Consider the following 19,848-nt stretch of genomic DNA (forward strand, 5'->3'; position numbering starts at 1 on the left):
GGGCGGTTACATGGCCAGCAAGGGCAGCAGCAGCAACAGCGCTTCCCAGCGGAAGCGCGACGGCGCCTCGATCACCCGGGTGGCGTAAGGCCCCGCGGTGCCGTCGGCTTCGACCAGCCGCGCCGCCAGGTAATACGTCGCCGGATCGAGCGGCGAGGCCTGCAGCTGGCCATCGGCGCTGTCGCCCTGCCAGACGATCTGGGTGCGTTCGGCATCGCGCGCCAGCACCAGTTCATAGCGCAAACCGGCGGGCGGCCGCGGCAAGGCGAGCTTGAGACTGCCTTGCGCGAACGCCGGGGCGGCCTGGCCGAGCTCGGGTGCGCCCGGCAACGGATCGTAGATGAAGCGCTGCGGCAGCGAAAACGGCCCCTGCTCACCGGCTTCGATGCTCGCCACCCGCCAGTGGTAGGCGCCGGGCGCCAATTCCCCGGGCGGAGTCAGGCGCGTTTCCGTGGTCCGTCCGGCCAGCAGCATCTCGCCGAACGCCGCATCGCGCGCCAGCTCGACCCGGTAACCGCTCGCGCCCACCACCGCGCTCCATTGCAGCAAGGGTTGCGCGCTGCGCACGCGCGCGCCGGGCGCGCTCGGCAACGGCGCAAACGGACGCGCGTCGAGCTCGAATGCGTGCACGGCATCGCGTCCCTGTAGGCCCAGGGTATCGGCCGCGCGCACCCGCAGCACGTAGCGGCCATCGGGCAGGTCGGCAAAGCTCAGCCGTGGCGCCGCGCTGGCCTGTTCCAGCAGCAGCGGCCCGAACTGCGCATCCGCCGCCGCAAAGTCCCCTGCCTCGCCGGTGCCGGGAGTATGGTCTGCCCGGGAGGCGATCTGGCCCAGCCACGACACCGCGCCCGCCATGGCCGGCAGCGTAAAGCGCAGCGGCAGGGTCTCGACCCGCAGCGGCAGTGCGGACACGTCCGGCGCGGGCAGCAGCGCCACCGGCGGATGCGGCGGTTTGCCGGCTTCCGCCAGGCTGCCCTGTCCCGCCATCACGGCCACACGTTGCCCGACCGCTGTCAGGCCCACTTCCCCTTCCAGCGTTTCTTCGCGGGTCACGCGCGGCTCCGCGGCGACGCGGAAGCGGGTGCCGCGCACTGCCGCCACCGCAGACGGCGTGATCACCTGCAAGCGGCCGCCCGGCTTGCGGCGCGGATTGGCGCCGACGTCGAGGCGCCCCTGCTGCAGCCGCAGCCGGGTATCGACCATGCCGCCGCCGGCGTAGACGCTCACGGTGTCGAGCGTCATGTGCGCACCGGGCTGCAACACCACCACCGAATCATCGGCAAAACGCAGCGTTGCGCTGCTGTTGGCGGCACTGCTCAGGCTGGCCCCGGCGGCCAGCCGGTCGCCCGCCTGCAAGGCGCGCTCGGTGTTATCGGGCAGGCGCAGCCGCACCTGCCCCGTCACTGCGACCACGGCCGCCGGCGCCGGCGCATGCCGCAGCCAGGCAAGCGGGATGCGCAAGGCGCTGCCGGGAACCAGGCGATAGGGATTGGCAATGCGGTTGTGGCGCTGCACCCGCGGCCAGTCGGCCGGACGTGCCAGATAACGCGCCGACACGCCGATCAGGGTGTCGCCCGGCCGCAGCGTATAACGCCATTCCGGGCCGGGGTCGGCGGATTCCGCCGCAACCGGCGCGACCAGCAGAAAAATGGCGAGCGAACAAAGCCAGGCGCGCACGGTCATGCGTCTTCTTCGACACGCTCCAGCCGATAGCCCTGACGGTACACCGAGGTCAGCCGCCAGCCGTTTTCCGGCATCAGCTTCAGCTTGCCGCGCAGGTGGCTGACGTGGACATCCACAGTGCGGGTATCGATGTCGGGGCTGGACCCCCACACCACCTGGATCAGGTGCCCGCGCGGCAACAGCATGCCAACGCGGCCAAAGAAATACAGCGCAAGCTCGGTTTCCTTTTCGGTCAGCTTCACTGCCCGCCCGTCCAGTTCGAACCTGCGGTTGCCGAAATCCACCTTGACCGAACCGAAGTCCTGCACCGGCTCCGGACGCAACTGCGCCGAGCAGCGCCGCGCCACCGCGTGGATGCGCGCGATCAGCACGCTGCGCGCGGGCGGCTTGACCATGTAATCGTCGGCGCCGGCCTGGATCACCTGCACCACGTCCTCCTCCGCGTCGCGCCCGGTCAGGAACAGCACCGGCGGCAGCGTGCCTTTCAGCTTGAGGCTGGCCATGACGTCGGGGCCGCTGATGTCGGGCAATATCCAGTCGAACAGGCACAGGTCGTAGCGTTCGTCGGAGAGCGCGCGCACGCACTCGCGGCCGGAACGGAACCAGCTCACGCTATGCCCGGCCTGCTCCAGCCATTCGATGATGTCGGCGGCAAATGCCGCGTCGTCTTCCAGGAATGCGATTTTCATTGTCGGATACGATGACAGCCGGATGTCGGTATTCATGGAGCGCGGATTGTGGGCGGAAAAGCCAGAACAGGACTAGTGGCAATCTACCAGTAAGGCGCCGTTTCCATGAAATTTTGCAAATGCTTTGCATTTGCGCCGGCCGCGTCGGTCATCTCGGCCACCTGTTGCGCCGCCAGCCAGCCGAGCACGAATTGCCCCATCGGCTCCGCGTCCAGCCGGGCTTCGGCCAGCAAGCCCGAGGCCACCCGCGCATCGTTGGCGCGGCCCAGGCTGTCCTGCGCATCCCGCAGCACAGCCTGATACCGTACCTGCCCACTGCGGGCGAACAATTCCTGGAAAAACTCGGCCGCGTAGCGCTGGCGCTTGATGGCAATGCGCAGGGCATGGCGCTGTTCCGGCTGCAGCTGCCCGAACTTGCGTGCGCCGCGGACGATGGGGCGATGCCCCTTCTGCAATGCCCGGCGCGCCCACTTTTTCAATGGCGACAACTGGACGAAGCGCTGCGTTTCGGCGGCGGCGCGCCAGCCGCGTTGCAGCAGCCAGCGCTGGAATGCCAGCAGCCACGCGCCCGGATGCGCCTGCGCAAGCGCCACCCGCATGGCCGCCCGCACCCCGGCTCTATGCGCCTCCAGTGCCTGCCAGCCGCGCTGCCAGGCGGCAGCGTCGGCGTAATGCGGCGCAATGGCCGGCAGCGTCTCGCCGCACAGCACATCCCAGTCGCGCGCAGAACCGAGGGCGGCGGCCAGCGCGCGCAGGTCTGCCAGCAACGCATCCGGCACCGCGCACACGTCCCGGTACAGCCGCAGCGCCGCGCGCAGGCGCCGCAGCGCCACCCGTGCCTGGTGCACGTATTCGATATCGTCGGATGCCAGCACCCCGGGCAGGTTGGCCAGGAATTGCGTCACGCAGGCCTGGCAGATCGCGGCAAAGCCGTCTTCCACGCGCATTCCACCGTCCAGCGCCAGCGGCGCCGATTTGGCCGGCGTTGTCTCCTCGCCGCGCGCCAGGCGCACGCCCCGATCGGCCTTGCTGTCATCCAGCGGCACGCAGTCGAGCCGCCGCGCCCAGCCCTGCGCCAGTACAAACAAGGCATCCGGCTGGCCGGCCCTGAGTTCGAGCTCGATCTCGCAAATCGGCTGGCTGCGCCGGCCGGCGCGCACCTCGCCCACGTCCAGCGCCACTTCGATTTCCGCGCCGCCATGGTTGTCGATCAGCCAGGCCGTGCGGTTGAAGCGCGTTTCGAACACCACCACCAGCTGTGCACGCAGTGCCTCCGGCACCAGCGCCCGCGCTTCGGGCGGAAACTTTTCCCAGTCCGGCTTGCTGCGGGATATCGGCATTTCGTATTCGGGGCGCCGCGACAGGCCGCCGTGCCGTTCGCCCTCGGTTTTCAGCGTTTGCAACCAGTGCCGCCCGGCCCGCCGCACCCTGACCGCCACGCCGAGTGCGCTCAGGGAAAAATCCGGCGTATCGAAATAACGCGTGATGAGTTCCTCCTGCACCGGTGCGTTGCGCTGCCGCGCCATCAGCTTCGTGAATGCCGCCACCCGCTGCGGTAGCAGCGCCAGCTTGAGCTCGATTTCGACCGGCTGTGATGTTGTCATATAACTGTCATGTCATGATTGAAACGGGCGCTTATCATTGAAGCTCATCCTCGATACTAAATCATGAACTCTCCCAGCCCCGACACTCTCATCAACCGCGAACTCGGCATCCTCGAGTTTCAGCGCCGCGTGCTGGCCCAGGCCGACGACCCTGACATGCCCTTACTGGAGCGGCTGAAGTTTCTCTGCATCTTTTCCAGCAACATGGACGAATTCTTCGAGGTGCGGGTGGCCGGGCTCAAGGAGCAGATCCGCGCCAACCTGACCCAGCGCTCGCCGGACGGCATGACGCCGCGTCAGCAGTACCGGGCGGTATCCGAGACCGCACGCGCGCTGGTCGCCCGGCAGTACGAACTGTTCAACGAGGAGATCATTCCCCTGCTGGCGGAACAGGACATCCACTTCTTCCGCCGTACGCACTGGAGCGAAACGCAGGCGGCGTGGATCCGCGACTACTTTTTCCGCGAACTGATGCCGGTGCTCACCCCGGTCGGGCTCGACCCTTCGCACCCCTTCCCGCGCGTGCTCAACAAGAGCCTCAACTTCGCCGTCGAGCTGTCGGGCCGCGATGCCTTCGGCCGCAATTCCGGCGCCGCAGTGGTGCAGGCGCCGCGCGCACTGCCACGCGTGATCCGGCTGCCGGAGGACGTCGCCGGCTGCGAATACGGCTTCGTCTTTCTGTCATCGGTCCTGCATGCCCACGTCGGCGAACTTTTCACCGGCATGACGGTGGAAGGCTGCTACCAGTTTCGCGTCACCCGCAACTCCGACCTGTTCGTCGACGAGGAGGAAACCAAGAACCTGCGCAAGGCGCTGCAGGGCGAACTGCCGCAGCGGCATTTCGGCGCGGCAGTGCGGCTGGAAGTGGCCGACAACTGCTCGGCCTCGATGGCGGCGTTCCTGCTCGAGCAATTCGAACTCGACGCCGATGCCCTCTACCAGGAGCGTGGCCCGGTCAACCTGGTGCGACTGATGCAGGTGCCCGACTGGGTCGATCGCCCCGACCTCAAGTTCTCCCCTTTCGTCCCTGCCCTGCCGGCGCAGCTTGCCAAGGACACAGACATCTTCGCGCAGATCCGCAAGGGCGACATCCTGCTGCACCACCCGTTCGAATCCTTCCAGCCGGTGATCGACTTCATCGAGCAGGCCGCCGCCGACCCCCACGTCGTCGCCATCCGCCAGACGGTCTACCGCACCGGCACCGATTCGCAGCTGATGCAGGCGCTGATCCGCGCCGCGCAATCGGGCAAGGAGGTCACCGTGGTGGTCGAGCTGATGGCGCGCTTCGACGAGGAAGCCAACATCAACTGGGCCGCCCAGCTGGAAGAGGCCGGCGCCCATGTCGTATACGGCGTGGTCGGCCACAAGACCCACGCCAAGCTCGCGCTCGTCGTCCGCCGCGAGGACGGTGGCCTGCGCCGCTACGCGCATCTGGGCACCGGCAACTACCACGCCCGCACTGCGCGCCTGTACACCGACTTCGGCTTGCTGACCGCCGACGATGCGATGACCGCCGACGTCGGCAGCCTGTTCACCCAGATCACCGGGCTCGGCAAGGCCGGCAAGCTGAAGCGTCTGTGGCAGTCGCCGTTCACCCTGCACAGCGAGGTCGTCGCCGCGATCAACCACGAGGCCGAGCTGGCCGCCGCCGGCAAGCCCGCCGCCATCGTCGCCAAGATGAACGCGCTGCTCGAACCGCAGGTCATCGCCGCCCTCTACGCCGCCTCGCAGGCCGGGGTGAAGATCAACCTCATCATCCGTGGCGTGTGCGCGCTGAAACCGGGCATCGCCGGCCTGTCGGAGAACATCCGCGTGCGCTCCATCGTCGGGCGCTTCCTCGAACACACACGCATCTTCTATTTCAGAAACGGCGGCGACGAGCAGGTGTATCTGTCCTCCGCCGACTGGATGGACCGTAACTTCTTCCGCCGCATCGAAACCGGCTTCCCCATCCTCAACCCCAAGCTGAAAAAACGCGTCATCTCCGAGGGCCTCAAGCCCTACCTGCGCGACAACGTGCAAACCTGGGAAATGCAGCCGGACGGCAGCTACCGCCGCCGCGCCAAGCGCCGCGCCAAGGCCTACAACGCACAGAACGAGCTGCTGGCGCTGCTGTCCGACAAGAAGTGATCCCGGCGGCGGGGACTTGAAACCCGCCATCACCGCCCTCATTTCCCGTTCCACCTTATGTGTATTTGACGGGAGATCAAGGCATGTCCGCCACCAAAGAAACCCTCGGCTTCCAGGCCGAAGTCAAGCAGCTGCTGCAGCTGATGATCCATTCCTTGTATTCCAACAAGGACATCTTCCTGCGCGAACTGATTTCCAACGCCTCCGACGCCGCCGACAAGCTGCGCTTCGAAGGGCTGTCGGATGGCGCGCTGTTCGAGAACGACCCCGAGCTGAAAATCCGCGTCGCCTTCGACCGCGAAGCACGCACACTCACCATCAGCGACAACGGCATCGGCATGAGCCGGCAGGAAGTCATCGAGCACATCGGCACGATTGCGAAATCCGGCACCCGCGAATTCTTCAGCCAGCTCTCCGGCGACCAACAGAAGGACGCCGCGTTGATCGGCCAGTTCGGCGTCGGCTTCTACTCCGCCTTCATCGTCGCCGACCGCGTGACACTCACCACCCGCCGCGCCGGCCTCACGTCCGAGCACGGCGTGCGCTGGGAATCCGAGGGCGCCGGCGACTACACGCTGGAAACCGTCGACAAACCCGAGCGCGGCACCGAGATCGTGCTGCATCTGCGCGAAGGCGAGGACGAGTTCCTGTCGGATTACAAGATCAAGTCGGTCATCCGCACCTATTCCGACCACATCACGCTACCCATCGTGATGAAGAAGACCGAATGGAAGGACGGCGTGGAAATCCCCACCGACGAGGACGAGACCGTCAACAAGGCCTCCGCCCTGTGGGCGCGCGCCAAGAAGGACGTCAGCGACGACGAATACAACGAGTTCTACAAGCACGTCGCCCACGACTTCGAGCCGCCGCTGGCGTGGTCGCACAACCGCGTCGAGGGCAAGCAGGAATACATCTCGCTGCTCTACCTGCCGTCGCACGCGCCGTTCGACCTGTGGGACCGCGAGAAGCGCCATGGGATCAAGCTGTACGTGCGCCGCGTCTTCATCATGGACGATGCCGAACAACTGATGCCGCAATACCTGCGCTTCGTCCGCGGGGTGATCGACTCGGCTGACCTTCCGCTCAACGTCTCGCGCGAAATCCTGCAGTCGAGCCGCGACATCGACGCCATCAAGAACGGCTCGGTGAAGAAGGTGCTGGGCCTGCTCGAAGACATGGCCGAGAACCAGCCGGAGAAATACGCCGGCTTCTGGAACGCCTTCGGCAAGGTGATGAAGGAAGGCCCGGGCGAGGACTTCGCCAACCGCGAGAAGATCGCCGGCTTGCTCAGATTTGCCTCCACCCACGCCGACACCGACGCCCAGATCGTCTCGCTGAAGGACTACATCGGCCGCATGAAGGAAGGCCAGACCGCGATCTACTACATCACCGCCGACAGCTTCGCCGCCGCCCAGCACAGCCCGCACCTCGAAATCTTCCGCAAGAAAGGCATCGAAGTCCTGCTGCTGTCCGACCGCGTCGACGAATGGCTGACCGGCAACCTGAATGAATTCGACGGCAAGCCCTTGAAGTCCGTCGCCAAGGGCGGCCTCGACTTAGGCAGCCTCGAAGACGAAGCCGAGAAGACCGCGCAGAAGGAAGCCGAGGAGTCGATGAAGCCGCTGGTCGAGCGCATCAAAGCGACGCTCGGCGAGCGCGTGAAGGACGTCCGCGTCACGCATCGGCTGACCGACTCGCCCGCCTGCCTCGTCACCGGCGAAGGCGACATGAGCGCCAACCTCGAACGCCTCTTGAAGGCCGCCGGCCAGGCCGCGCCCAGCGTCAAGCCCACGCTGGAGATCAACCCGAGCCACGCCTTGGTCACGCGCCTCGACAGCGAATCCGACGAAGACCGCTTCAAGGACTGGGCCAACCTGCTGTTCGAGCAGGCGCTGCTGGCAGAAGGTGGCCAGTTGGATGACCCGGCGAGCTTTGTGCGGCGCTTGAATGGGTTGCTGGCGATGTTGCCGGGCTGAGAAATCGAACTCTCCTCAACGCGAACCACCTTGTATGGTGTATCCGGCGCGACTGAGAGATCAGTCGCGCTTTTACGTTCCGCCAACCTTGTCACGCTGTTGCGCTAGCAGTTGAATGCTGCAATCCTAGCCGCCCCAATGTCGTCCGCGCTTATCCCTTGATCGCGCTGGATATCGTTCGGGCACACGATCGGCGCACAGCTTTGGCCAAACGCTTGACGCGATTGAACATTCAGCAACGGGAACAATCCGAAATGACAGCATTTTCCATTCTCGAGCTGGTCCGCGTTACCGAAGAGACGGACGCGGGTGCAGCACTTAACAATGCACGCGACATGGCGGCCCATGCGGAGCGCTGGGGCTACAAGCGCGTATGGGCGGCTGAGCATCACAACATGGAAGGCATTGCCAGCGCCGCGACCTCCATTGTTATCGCCCACATCGCTGGCGGCACCAAGACGATCCGGGTCGGGGCTGGTGGCATCATGTTGCCCAATCACGCGCCCTACATCATTGCCGAACAATTCGGCACGCTGGAGTGGCTCTATCCCGGGCGCATCGACCTGGGACTCGGCCGCGCGCCGGGCACCGACCAGGTCGCGGTGCGGGCGATGCGCCGCGCCGCCAACGCGTCGGACCATTTCCCGCAAGATGTTCAGGAGCTTCAGGCGTTTCTTGGTCCGGCCACGCCCGACCAGCGCATCCTCGCGGTGCCGGGCACTGGCACCAACGTACCCCTGTGGATACTGGGATCCAGTAATTTCGGGGCGACGCTGGCGGCGGAGCTCGGCTTGCCTTATGCCTTCGCTTCGCACTTTGCACCGGACATGCTAATGCCCGCTCTGGAAATTTACCGCAGCCGCTTCAAACCGTCCAAACAGCTTGCCCAGCCCTATGCGGTTGCCGGCATCAACATCATCGCTGCCGATACAGACGCCGAAGCCAAACGGCTTGCAACCACGCAACAGATGTCTTTTGCGGATCTGGTCGGCGGGCGGCGTGGGCTGAGCAAGCCGCCCATCGACGATATCGACACCTATTGGTCAGCGGGCGAAAAGGCTCGGGCGATGCATATGTTGAAGCACTCGGTCTTCGGCTCGGTCGACACCGTGCGAACCGGGCTGCAATCTTTTATTGCGGACACCGGTGTAGACGAAGTCATGATCGTCTCCGACGTCTACGAGCATCAAGCGCGTCTTCGCTCGCTTGAATTGATCGCCGAGGCGATGAAGCCTTCACTACTTTAATACGGCTCTAACTAAGGGGACTGAGGGCAAGCCACCGATCAAGTGAAGCGCGAGTGGCAGGGTGCTTGATTAACCTGTCCGAGAAACCCGGGTTAGCTCAGACCATGGTTTTCGCGGCTCTCACATTGCAACAGCAGCGCGGCCGGGTGAACCATCACGCCAAGGAGGCTATCCGCAGTGGACATCCCACGAATCTTCAACATCACTGAAAGCGCTCACCGCATCCACAACCCGTTCACCCCCGAAAAGCTCGCCACACTCGGCGCGGCGCTGCGTCTGGAAGCGGGGGCGCGAGTGCTCGACCTCGGCAGCGGTTCGGGGGAGATGCTTTGCACCTGGGCACGCGATCACGCGATCGTCGGCACCGGCATCGACCTGAGCCAGCTGTTCACCGAGCAGGCGAAACGCCGTGCCGAGGAACTCGGCGTTGCCGGCCAACTGAACTTCATCCATGGCGATGCCGCCGGCTACGTCACGGACGAGAAGGTCGATGTGGCAGCCTGTGTGGGTGCCAGTTGGATAGCCGGAGGCGTCGCCGGCACGATCGGGCTTCTGGCGCAAAGCCTCAGCCCGGGCGGGATCATTCTCATCGGCGAGCCCTTCTGGCGGCAGTTGCCGCCGACGGAAGAGGTAGCCAAGGGGTGTCGTGCCAACGCGATCTCCGACTTTCTGCTGCTTCCTGAATTTCTCGCGTCTTTCCACACCCTTGGCTACGACGTCGTTGAAATGGTTCTGGCTGACCAGGACAGCTGGGACAGATACGAGGCGGCCAAGTGGCTCACGATGCGCCGATGGCTCGAAGCCAATCCCGAGGACGCGCTCGCCGAAGAGGTTCGAGCGCAACTGACCTCGGAACCCGAACGCTACGCGACTTACACCAGCGAATACCTGGGCTGGGGCGTGTTCGCGCTGATGGCGCGGTGACGAGGGAGGGCTCGGCGACGCCCTGGGACGGAACGTTGATTATGCTTAAGAGGCCGATGCGCAACGAGGTCAGACTCCATTTTCCCAGGCTCTCGTAGCGGATCTCTCAGTTGGCCCTTGCCGCAGATGCGCTCTGCCCCGTAACCGCGGCGAGGGCCGCAGCCTTCACCGCCCGCCTTTGCAGTAGACAAAGACCTGGGTCGGATTGCAGTAGAAAGTGCCCCGTCCCGGAACATGGTTGACACCCAGGCTCGCGGGAACATCGCGGTTGGGAGCGTCGCGGTCGGTGGGATGGATGCCGAAGCCGCAACCGTAAGCGCGGTAGCCCGCCACCATGCCGAGGTCGCGGATGTTGTTGCCCCCGCACGCCTGGCGCACGGCCACGTTGCCGGACTGGGTGTCGGGCACGCCGCTCACGTTTTGCAGCGGACCTTTGCACAGCCATGCCTTGCCGCCATTCTGGGGCGGGGCGCATAGGGTGATGCCCTCCCGGTAGACAACTGGCCGGTTGCGCGCTTCTTCCTCCTGCCGCCTCAGCGCCTCTTCCAGCTGCTTGCTGCGCGCGAGCATTGCCTCGTCCGCCCGCTGCCGCTGGGCGGCTTCTTCCCGGCGGCGGCGCTCGGTGTCGGCATCCTGCTGCCGCTTGCGCTCGGCCTCGGCGGCTTCGCGGCGGCGGGTTTCTTCCGCGCGTCGCTGTTGCTGTTGCTGTGCCATCTGCTGTGCCCCGGCATTGCGCTGAGCCCCTTGCTGCGGTTGCTGTGTCTGTTGCTGGGCGCGCTGCTGCCGCTCGAAATCCTGTTGTGCCTGCAATTGGCGTACCCGCTCCATGTCGGCGGCTCGCTGACGCGATGCTTCGGCACGCTGACGCTCCTCTGCGGCGGCTTGCTGGCGCAAGACTTCGGCCATACGCTCGCGCTCCCGCTGCAGACGTTGGCGATCGGCCTCGGCCTGCTGCTTCAGGGTTTCGTTGGTGGCGACCAGCGCCGAGTTCACCACCGTCAACGCAGTGTTGAAGGCCTCGTGCCGTTCCCGCTTTCTCTGCCGCTCCTCGCGCTCGCGTTGCACTTTCGCTTCCTTTGCCGCGGCGATCAGGTGCGGGACTTCGTCGTTGCTCACCATGACCATGCTGCCCGTGTATCCACCGTCCGAGTACTCGAAGCCACCATCGGCCGTCCTGGCAAAGGACATGCGCCATCCAAATAGGCCTTTGGTTTCCAGCGTGATCGAGCGATCGCCGTCAAGGGTGACGTCGGCTTTCCATGAGCCCCACAGGCTGGGTTCTGCGTTCAGCTTCCCTGTCCCTGGGGATCGTGCGACGTGATGCGTTTCCACGTGGTCAGCGGCAAGACTGTGCGTACGCACGTACATCGCGTCTCCCGGCACGATCCAGTCGAAGCTCAGGAGACGCTTGTATTTGTCGTCGACCAGGCGCCAGTGCTTTCCTGCAAGATCCGCGTAGGCGCCCCAGGTTTCGCTTGGTCGCTGCCGATCGCCACGAGGCGCGTCATCGCTCCCGGCGAGATACAGTGTCGTCCTCATGGTATTCCCCGGGGGAACGAGAAAATGCTCCAGGCGTGACGGGCTCGGCAGAGACATGGTGTAAAGCCGCTGGTCCAGGATGAGCCCCGGCTTTAACAACTGGATTGAGCCATCCGCCCTGATTTTTCCCGTGAGCGTCCGCGTCTCCGCGACCTCTCTGTCCAGGCTGAGGACGAGGCTGCCGGGTTTCTCTCCCCGCCGGATCGTCGCAACAAGCTGCTGCTTGCCTGCATAGTCCCCTCGCTCCGCACCGTAGGTCCACGTCTCGACCAGTTCTTCACCCGGCTTGGTCCAGCGGATCGACACGTTGCTGGCGCCCCGCCAGTCCTTGCCCACGATGCTCGCGTAGACGCCCCAGTCCGCCGCCAGGGGCGAAGCCGGCTCGGCCGCGGCGACGGCTGGATCAGGCCCTTGCCCCTGGCTTGCCTCTTCGGTTTTCTTCGCAGGGCCTCCGCTTCCGCTCATTCCTGCCGCCGCCGACGCCACACGTGGGTCATCAAGCTTGGCGCCGGACTGGCTCTGGAAGCGCCAGACATCCTTGATGCCGGCCACCTCCGAACCCTTCAGGCTGACGTAGTGCTGCTCCCACACGCCATCCCGCGGCGCCACCACGTGCATGGGCCATTTGAAGAAGCCATTGCAGACGAACAGCACGCTGCCGTCGGGCCGCACCGTGCCGGTGCGGCTGGCGCACACGCCGTTGGTCGCGGCAAGGCGCAGCTCGCCGGGCTGGTCGCCGCGGGTGATGACATGCGTCATCGGCCGGGACTGGTTGTCGGTCGACTCCCAGCGCTCGATCAGCGCGACGCCGACTTCGCGCCACTCGACCGTGATCCGCCAGTTGGCCCCGAAGTTGTCGCCCTGGCGGTTGCCGCCGCGCCAGCTCGTTCCCGCCAGGTTGGCGTAGACCCCCCATTCCTGCGTGCTCGCAGGGAGCGCCTCGGCGTATGCTGATGCCGCGAGGGCGAACCATCCGAAAGGCAGCAGGGAGAGGTATCGGATCGCCTGATTTTTTTTCATGATACGGAAATTGGTTTTTTATTGTGCCAGCATGAGTATAGGGTGGAATCGTGGAGCTGCCGCCGGGGCGTGATGCACGAGGGTCTCGCCAGAAGGCGGTTCCACTGGTCGCCACGCTGACGGCGGACTGTCGCACCAGCGCGGCCGACGCGCGATGGCGATTCGGGTCGCAACCGCCCGGGCCGGTGCGCCATCCGGTTGTGTAAACTGTCGCGCCAGCATGAAAACCCTCTATTCCCTGATCGAATCCCCTTTCCACCCCGATTTCAGCGTCCTGTACCGGGAACTCGGCATCGCAGCGGAGCGCTTCGCCAGCGCCCGCACGCTTCACCGCGCCCTGCAGAAGCAACCGCCCGATTTCTTCGTCGGCGAGTTCGTCTACGGCTGGAGCAACAACTACGCCGGCGCAAACGTCTCCAACCTGGACGTCACGATCCGCGCCCTGCAGCGCTTTGCGCCGCAGGCGAAGGTGATCGTGTTCATGCACCCGCGCGAAGCAGACCACATCGGCAAGCTGCTGGAGCTGTTTCGCGTCCATGCGGTGCTGAGCTACCCGGTGTCGGAGCAGGCGCTGCGGGCGGCCTTGCAATGAGCATCACGCCGTTCCAGGCGCTGGCCTGTCCGCTGGACGGCCAGCCTTTGCATCGCAGCGGCTCCGCTTGGCGCTGCGCATCCGGCCACAGCTTCGACATCGCCAGCCAGGGCTACGCGCACCTGCTGCCGGTGCAGCACAAGCGTTCGCGCGAACCCGGCGACAGCAAGGAGATGGTCGCGGCGCGGCGGCGTTTTCTCGCGGCCGGTTTTTATCGGCCGCTTGCCGCTGCGGTGAGCCGCGCCGCGCTGGCCGATCTGCCTGCTGGCCTTGCGAGCAGCTGCCTCGATGCCGGCTGCGGCGAGGGCTACTACCTGCGCGAGCTGGCTGCGGCGGTGCCGGACGAGCAGCTCCTGGCGCTGCTGGGGCTGGATATTTCCAAATGGGCGGTGCTGGCAGCCGCGAAACAGGACAGGCGCCCCACCTGGGTGGTGGGAACCAACGCCAGGCTGCCGGTACTGCCGGGCACGCTCGATCGCGTGCTGTGTCTGTTCGGCTTCCCTGTGTATGCGGAATTTGCACGGGTGCTCAAGCCGGGCGGCCGCCTGCTGCAGCTCGATGCCGGGCCCGGCCATCTGCGCGAACTGCGCGAGATCATCTACCCCAGCCTGAAGCCGGAGCGCCCGGTCGACCCGTCGACTCCGGCAGGCTTCATCCGCCGGCCGTCGGAAGCGCTCCGCTTCCCGATCGAACTGACCAGTACCGAGCAGATTGCCGATCTGCTGGCGATGACGCCGCATCTCTTCCGCGCCAGCGCCGAGGGCCGCGCGGCGGCAGCGGCACTGGCGACGCTGTCGCTCAGCGTGGATGTACGCCTGACGTGTTTTGAACGGGACTTGGGCTAGCAGACACAGGGGACCACTCTGGTCCCGTTTCTTGTTTTTATCATAAGATATGAGACTCCTAATATCCCCTGTTGACCGAGGCCTGATTCATGAAACGATGGAACCTGAAATACCCGCTCCGATTCGACCTCGGCTCGGACGAGGACTACCTGAGATGGCGCGACGAGAAGCTGGCGGCCTATCCCCGGAATATCGGCGAGCTGGTCGTCGAACTGGGCGACATGACCGCGCCGACCCCTGCCGAGAAGCGCAGGATCATGGAAACGGTGGAACGGGCCAACATGTGCGTTTACACGGCCGGGGCCGCCGGGCTGGAAATGGCTTCCCTGCTCGCCCTGGGCCAGCAGCTCGGCGTCAGCCGCACCGACAAGTCGGCCCGCCACGCGCAGTCCGACGAATTGACCGATTCGGGCATCCTGAACCGGGCCGTGCCGTTCTCCACGCGGCACTGCAACTGGCACACCGACGCCACGTATTACGGATCGGGCAATCCCATCCAGGCGCTGTTCCTGCTGTGCAAGCGCCCCGCGGTCGAAGGCGGCAGCAACAAGGTTCTGGACCACGAAGTGCTCTACATTCACCTGAGGGACAAGGATCCCGGCGCCCTCGATGTCTTGATGAACAGGGACTGCTTCAATTACCGCAACCCCGCCACCGGCGAGATCGACCCGCAGCGGGGCGGAAAGGTTTTCTGGACCAACGCCGACGGCCATCTGTGCCACCGCTTTTCCTTCAGGAAAACGGACATGGCCTGGTCCGGGGACGCCGACGTCGCCGCCGCCAGGAAAGCGCTGGAGTCGCTGATTTCGGACGAGCCGGCGCAGGTCATCGAAGGCCGGCTGGAATCCGGAATGGGCCTGATTTCGAACAATGTGCTGCATACCCGGGAAAAGCTGGTGGACAGCGACGATGCCGCGCAAAAGCGGCTGCTCTTCCGCGCCCGCTTCCATGACCGGGTCGACTTCGACTGCCCGGTTTGAGCCGGGCGGATCTTAGGGCAATCAGCCCCGGCCACGGGTTTCGCCGACACGCGCTGCGCGCCGGCGCGCAGCGAACCGACGGGCAATTCGCCGACGGCAGCAGCGCGGTTTTCGTCGCCCGCCTCCACTTCTTAAGGAATCCCTAAGCATCGTGCGCAATGCTGCGCCTGTCGATCTTACGCAAAGGGAACATGATGCCCGCGAACCGGAAGTCCCCTGCCAACCGCTACCGCGCTCCTTCCATCGGCCTCCACTGGCTGATGCTGCTGCTATTCGTCGCCGTGTACGGAAGCATCGAATTGCGGCAATTGTTCGAAAAAGGCAGCGATCCCCGCGAGGCGCTGAAGACCTGGCACTTCATGCTCGGCATGCTGGCGTTCGCGCTGGCCTGGCTGCGGCTGGCGGCGCGCCTGTCCGGCCCTGCGCCCGCCATCCGTCCGGAGCCGCCGGGACTGCAACACCTGTCTTCCAGACTGCTGCATCTGGCGCTGTATGTGCTGATGATCGGCATGCCGCTGACCGGCTGGCTGGTGCTCAGTGCCACCGGCAAGCCGATTCCGTTCTTCGGTCTGGAACTGCCGGCGCTGATCGGCGAAAACAAGGCCCTCGCCAGGCAGATCAAGGAACTGCATGAAACAGTCGGCACCATAGGCTATGTTCTCATCGGCGGCCATGCGATGGCCGCCCTGTATCATCACTACATCAAGCGCGACGGCACGCTGGTGCGCATGCTTCCCGGGCGGGATTGAGCCCGCTCGTCGCAGGCCGCGCTGAACTTAAACATCAGGATCGCGTTTATCATTCACATCATGACCAGCAATCAACCGACCAAGCTCGACGCCACACATTTCGATGCCAAGGCCCGCCAATGGGACGACAACCCGGTATTCCGGGAACGTGGGCAAAAGCTCGCCCAGGCCATCAGGGAAACCGTGCCTCTGCATCGCCACATGAGCGTCCTCGACTACGGTTGCGGCACGGGCCTGCTGTCGTTTCCGCTCAAGGATGAGCTCGGCGCAATCCTGCTGGCGGACAGCTCGGCCGGCATGCTCGACGTGGTGGCGGAGAAGATCGCCGCGCAGGGGGTGACGAACATGACGCCGCTGAAGCTGGACCTGCTTGCCGACCCCGCCCCGGCGCAGAAATTCGACCTCATCGTCACTTCGATGACGCTGCACCACGTGCCGGACACCGACCACATCCTGCACCTCTTCCATGGCCTGCTGCAGCCCGGCGGCTATCTGTGCATCGCCGACCTGGACCAGGAAGACGGCTCGTTTCACGGCCCGGAGGTCGACGTGCTCCATGGTTTCGACCGCGCCGACCTGAGCCTGCGCGCCGCACAGGCCGGTTTCGCCGACGTGCAGTTCCGGACCGTGTTCAGCATCGCCAAGGAGAACGCGGGCGGGACGCGGGACTACCCGGTGTTCTTGATGACAGCACGGCGCGCCGGCGCATAGCAGGCACCGCAACACGGCCTTCCGCTTGCCACGCGGTGACACGGGCGTTTATTCTCGTGGCCTTGCCTTGCAACAAGGCCGCGGGGATTACCGATGGGTTTCGAATACCTGTTTTTCAACGCAGCGCTGCGCGACCGCTTCGTCGACTTTGCGTCGGCGCGCGGCATCGCCGGCACGACACGGCCGGACCCGATCGCGGGCTGTGTCGTCGAGCTGCCGGACGGGCTTGCCGCCGAACAGCTGGAAGCCGTCGAGGCCGAATACGAATCGATCATGGATGAACAGATGCTGCTCGCCGAAGCGGACGAGGAGTGGGTCAGCCACCACGCCGCCGGCATCACGGTGACGCTGGCGGACGGCACGACCCGCGTCGTTCGCATCCCGCCACCGATGGCACGCCGCCTTCTCGATCATTTCACCCCTGGCGAAATCCACGAGATCGCCAGCGCCATTGCGCAAGGCATCGAAAACCCGGTCGACGGGCCGCTCTGCCGCAAGCTGCCCGAATAGCGCCAGCGGTGCCGACATAAACGAATGAAACGGAGGGACCCGGGCTGGTCGCGTCTCCTCCTTCAGAAGGCATGAGCAGCCATGGCGCACACCCGCAAATGGGCCGAATTGAAGAATCTGATGCGCACGGAACTGCGTCATCTGACGGCCATCAATCCCAGCGACCGGCTATGGCAGATGCCGTTTGCCGCAGCGCTGGCGACCGGCCTGCCGTTGCTGGCCGGCGCCTATTTCGACCACCTGGACTACGGGCTGATCTCGTCGCTCGGCGGCCTGGTGTTTCTGTATTTGCCGCAAACACCGCTGTATCACCGCATGGTGACGATGATGGCATGCGCATTCGCCATGGCGGCATGCTACACGCTGGGGGTGATCAGCCAGTTTTCCCCGCTGCTGCTGATGCCGATGCTCGTCTTCATCAGCATTCTGGTCACGATGGTGTGCCGGTTTTACGCCCTCGGCATGCCGGGCAGCCTGTTCTTCATCATGGCGGCAGCCATCGGGGCGTATTCGCCTCTGGAAACATCGCAGATACCACAGGCGGTGGGGCTGGTCAGCATGGGTTCCCTGCTGGCCTGCCTGATCGCATTTTTCTACAGCCTGCTTGCCCTGCGCCTGCAGGCCTCAAAACCCGTCTCGCCCCTGCCGCCGGCCAGCTTCGATTTCGTGGTGTTCGACTCGGTCGTGATCGGCGTGTTCGTCGGCATTTCGCTGGCGCTGGCGCAGGTGCTGCAATTGGAGAACGCCTACTGGGTGCCGGTGAGTTGCCTGGCGGTCATCCAGGGCGTTTCGCTGCGCGCGGTCTGGAACAAGCAGTTTCAGCGCATCCTGGGCACCGGCATCGGCCTGCTGCTGTCCTGGGGCCTGTTTCTGCTGCCGCTGGACAAATGGGGGCTCGCCCTCACCATGATGGCGCTGACCTTCGTGGTCGAGATGACGGTGGTGCGGCACTATGCCTTTGCCGCCGTATTCATCACCCCGCTGACGATCCTGCTGGCGGAGGCCGCCACGCTGGGGCATACGTCGCCGACCGTCCTGATCCAGGCAAGGTTTTTCGATACGGTTCTGGGAAGCCTGGTGGGGCTGGCCGGTGGCATCTGCCTGCACAGTCCACGCTTTCGGAACGTGGCGGGCCGCCAGATGCGGCGCCTGCTGCCGTCCCGTATCGCGCGACCATGAACGGGCTGCACTGACCCGGCTTCGCTTCCCGCCCCCCCACGCCCTCAGGCACCATGCGTTCGCTCTCTTTGCCTATTTGCAGCTGCACTGCCGCAAGCGGGTCTCGTCGACGTCCCGCCCTGCCGGCTGCGCGCGTGCCCGAACCCGGCGTGACGCCGACCGAAATAGCGGCAACCTGGCCGTTCACAGGCGGAAAAATTTCGCGTTGCGCTAGACTGCGCCCCGCAACCGGACAACAGAACACAAGCAAGCATCGCACATGAACCCGCCGTCAATCGTTTTATCCATTTCGTTTTTCGTGGCGCTGGCGATGAGCGGGATTCTGCTGATCATTGCGCGGACTTTTCCCAAAACCATTCGCGGCCTGCGCGAATGGAGCGTGGCCGCGCTCGTCATCGCGCTGTGCTTTCCGCTCTTCATCGCCCGAGACCGCATCCCGGATCTGTTCAGCATCGTGCTGCCCAACCTGATGCTTTTGATTGCCCTCATGGTGATGAACATCGGCACCCGGAAGTTTTCGGGAACGCCGCCGAGATTCGACCGCGCACTGCTGATCCTGTTCGTGTTTGCGTACGCCGCCTTGTTTGCCTGGTTCACCTACGTTCAGCCCGATATCCGGGTGCGCATTGCGACCCAGGCCTTGTTCACGCTGGTCGTCATTGTTGACCAGCTGATTCGTGTCCTGAAGGCATTGCCCGGAACCTTGGGACGTCATGTGCTGGTCTTCTCGCTGACCATCATGATCGGGTCGAGAGTCATGCGCCTGGGCGCCCTGGCCCTCGGCTTCGATCCGCCGGCCGGCCTTTTCGACGCCTCGGCCGCGCAGCTTGTCTATATCGCGATACCTGCCATCACGATTCCGCTCGGAACGATCGCTTGCATCATGCTCGCTTCCGAAAAGCTGCGGCAGGACCTGGAATTCATCAGCCGCCACGATGGCTTGACCCAGTGTCTCAACAAGAACGCTGCCATTGAAGAACTCCAGCGGGAAACCGCCCGAGCCACGCGCCATGGCGGCAAGCTGTCGGTCATGCTGTTTGATCTGGACAACTTCAAGGATATCAACGACACACACGGCCATCTCGAAGGCGACAGGATCCTGGTCGACTTCTCGAAGAAGACCAAAGCCTCGCTGCGGGGATCGGATCAGCTCACGCGTTTTGGCGGGGATGAATTCATGGCCATACTCCCCGACACCGATCTTGAACAGGCCTTGCTTGTTGCGAACCGCTTCCATGAAGCGGACAGGCAAAGCCAGCCCATTGCCTGGTCGGTCAGCATCGGCATTTCGGAATGGCTGGGCGGGGACGACTCCGTGGATGCCCTGTTGAACAGGGCGGACCAGGCTCTTTACAAGTCCAAGGCGCTGGGCCGCAATCGAACGCAGGCCGCATAAGTGCCGGCCGTCTGTGCGCCGGGTGCGCACCGAATCCCAGGAGCGGGCAAGTTGAAGCAAGCCACGCCGAC

Annotated in this window: 16 protein-coding genes; 12 read left to right on the plus strand and 4 right to left on the minus strand. The window is 64.9% G+C overall.

The window, feature by feature from the left end; genetic code table 11:
- Window positions 1-6: 6 nt before the first annotated feature.
- From B059_RS18770 to B059_RS0106420, 3 genes are all read right to left on the minus strand, one after another.
- The gene (locus B059_RS18770) at window positions 7-1,683 is read right to left on the minus strand and encodes a FecR family protein (protein ID WP_018077423.1); all 1,677 of its coding nucleotides are present in this window, start codon (window positions 1,681-1,683) and stop codon (window positions 7-9) included.
- Complete coding sequence (locus B059_RS0106415; protein ID WP_018077424.1) at window positions 1,680-2,372, minus strand: response regulator transcription factor; 693 nt, start codon at window positions 2,370-2,372, stop codon at window positions 1,680-1,682. The genes B059_RS18770 and B059_RS0106415 overlap by 4 nt, the downstream gene beginning before the upstream one ends.
- A gap of 83 nt (window positions 2,373-2,455) precedes the next feature.
- Complete coding sequence (locus tag B059_RS0106420) at window positions 2,456-3,976, minus strand: CYTH and CHAD domain-containing protein (RefSeq protein ID WP_018077425.1); 1,521 nt, start codon at window positions 3,974-3,976, stop codon at window positions 2,456-2,458.
- Between the two features lie 63 nt (window positions 3,977-4,039).
- Here B059_RS0106420 and ppk1 point away from each other — a divergent pair, with 63 nt between their 5' ends.
- The 4 genes from ppk1 to B059_RS0106440 all read left to right on the plus strand — a co-directional run bounded on the left by ppk1 (window position 4,040) and on the right by B059_RS0106440 (window position 10,256).
- Window positions 4,040-6,106, plus strand: a complete 2,067-nt coding sequence (ppk1, locus tag B059_RS0106425) for a polyphosphate kinase 1 (RefSeq protein ID WP_018077426.1) — start codon at window positions 4,040-4,042, stop codon at window positions 6,104-6,106.
- 83 nt (window positions 6,107-6,189) lie between these two features.
- A complete protein-coding gene (htpG, locus tag B059_RS0106430; RefSeq protein WP_018077427.1) occupies window positions 6,190-8,085 on the plus strand; it encodes a molecular chaperone HtpG in 1,896 nt (631 codons plus the stop codon).
- A 158-nt stretch (window positions 8,086-8,243) separates the two neighbouring features.
- Window positions 8,244-9,332, plus strand: a complete 1,089-nt coding sequence (locus B059_RS0106435; protein WP_245538741.1) for an LLM class flavin-dependent oxidoreductase — start codon at window positions 8,244-8,246, stop codon at window positions 9,330-9,332.
- A gap of 177 nt (window positions 9,333-9,509) precedes the next feature.
- A complete protein-coding gene (locus B059_RS0106440; RefSeq protein ID WP_018077429.1) occupies window positions 9,510-10,256 on the plus strand; it encodes an SAM-dependent methyltransferase in 747 nt (248 codons plus the stop codon).
- 165 nt (window positions 10,257-10,421) lie between these two features.
- On the opposite strand, the gene B059_RS18775 is transcribed toward B059_RS0106440, so the two are convergent.
- The gene (locus B059_RS18775; RefSeq protein ID WP_018077430.1) at window positions 10,422-12,815 is read right to left on the minus strand and encodes a hypothetical protein; all 2,394 of its coding nucleotides are present in this window, start codon (window positions 12,813-12,815) and stop codon (window positions 10,422-10,424) included.
- Between the two features lie 220 nt (window positions 12,816-13,035).
- Between B059_RS18775 and B059_RS0106450 the strand changes: the two genes are divergently transcribed.
- The 8 genes from B059_RS0106450 to B059_RS0106485 all read left to right on the plus strand — a co-directional run bounded on the left by B059_RS0106450 (window position 13,036) and on the right by B059_RS0106485 (window position 19,777).
- Entirely contained in the window at window positions 13,036-13,407 is a 372-nt protein-coding gene (locus B059_RS0106450) for a hypothetical protein (protein ID WP_018077431.1), read from the plus strand.
- Window positions 13,404-14,252, plus strand: coding sequence for a putative RNA methyltransferase (locus B059_RS0106455; protein ID WP_018077432.1), 849 nt, complete (start codon window positions 13,404-13,406; stop codon window positions 14,250-14,252). The genes B059_RS0106450 and B059_RS0106455 overlap by 4 nt, the downstream gene beginning before the upstream one ends.
- Window positions 14,253-14,341: 89 nt before the next feature.
- Entirely contained in the window at window positions 14,342-15,232 is an 891-nt protein-coding gene (locus B059_RS0106460; protein ID WP_018077433.1) for a TauD/TfdA family dioxygenase, read from the plus strand.
- 191 nt (window positions 15,233-15,423) lie between these two features.
- Window positions 15,424-15,981 carry a cytochrome b gene (locus tag B059_RS0106465; protein ID WP_026177351.1) on the plus strand — a complete coding sequence of 186 codons (558 nt, stop codon included), beginning with the start codon at window positions 15,424-15,426 and terminating at the stop codon, window positions 15,979-15,981.
- Between the two features lie 60 nt (window positions 15,982-16,041).
- Window positions 16,042-16,692: a class I SAM-dependent methyltransferase gene (locus B059_RS0106470; protein WP_018077435.1), complete on the plus strand. Its 651-nt coding sequence runs from the start codon at window positions 16,042-16,044 to the stop codon at window positions 16,690-16,692.
- 93 nt (window positions 16,693-16,785) lie between these two features.
- Window positions 16,786-17,202 (plus strand): hypothetical protein, encoded by a 417-nt coding sequence (locus B059_RS0106475; RefSeq protein ID WP_018077436.1) that lies wholly within the window; start codon window positions 16,786-16,788, stop codon window positions 17,200-17,202.
- A gap of 81 nt (window positions 17,203-17,283) precedes the next feature.
- Complete coding sequence (locus B059_RS0106480; protein WP_018077437.1) at window positions 17,284-18,381, plus strand: FUSC family protein; 1,098 nt, start codon at window positions 17,284-17,286, stop codon at window positions 18,379-18,381.
- A 259-nt stretch (window positions 18,382-18,640) separates the two neighbouring features.
- A complete protein-coding gene (locus B059_RS0106485) occupies window positions 18,641-19,777 on the plus strand; it encodes a GGDEF domain-containing protein (protein WP_018077438.1) in 1,137 nt (378 codons plus the stop codon).
- Window positions 19,778-19,848 lie beyond the last annotated feature (71 nt).

The organism is Thiobacillus denitrificans DSM 12475 (assembly GCF_000376425.1).
GTDB lineage: Bacteria > Pseudomonadota > Gammaproteobacteria > Burkholderiales > Thiobacillaceae > Thiobacillus > Thiobacillus denitrificans.